Origin of the sequence: Bulleidia sp. HCP3S3_C9 (genome assembly GCF_052064035.1) — a bacterium.
GTDB lineage: Bacteria > Bacillota_I > Bacilli_A > Erysipelotrichales > Erysipelotrichaceae > Bulleidia.
The window spans coordinates 1-448 of the sequence record NZ_JBQHWJ010000146.1 but is presented as its reverse complement, the minus strand read 5'-3'; the positions used below and the strand labels follow the sequence as shown (position 1 = coordinate 448).

Below are 448 nucleotides of genomic sequence, written 5' to 3'. Positions count from 1 at the left end.
GTTGCTTTTAAAACAGCAGTGCCATTTCTCTGCACTGCTGTAGGTAAACAGATCTGTTCATTTGACAGTCCTCTTTTAGAAGCTGAACCACCACGTTTTCTTGGTTTCAAATTATCTATTTTTTCACCTTTATGTGAATTTAGTACATACTTTTCATCCAGTTCTATTTCTCCAGAGACAACTGTATCTGCAATCATTTTTTCAAGCATATGAAGCAGCTTCATTCGCATACGCCAGACTGTATATGTGCTTATATTCATATTCGCTGCTGATTTTTCTACTGGTACTTGTGAAAAGGTATCTACGATAAGCTGATCCCACTTTGATTCGTCCTGGTGGGAATAGTGTGTAAGCTGACCGTTGTCATAAGTGAAGCGTTTATGACAGCAGCTACATTTCAGCATAGGTTTTCCACTGTTTGCATTTCCACCTTTTGTAAATCCAGGAT

General features: G+C 38.4%; 1 pseudogene. It reads right to left on the bottom strand.

What is annotated here, in order from left to right:
• Nucleotides 1–448, bottom strand: a pseudogene (locus ACTND6_RS11185) (hypothetical protein); the annotation flags it as partial.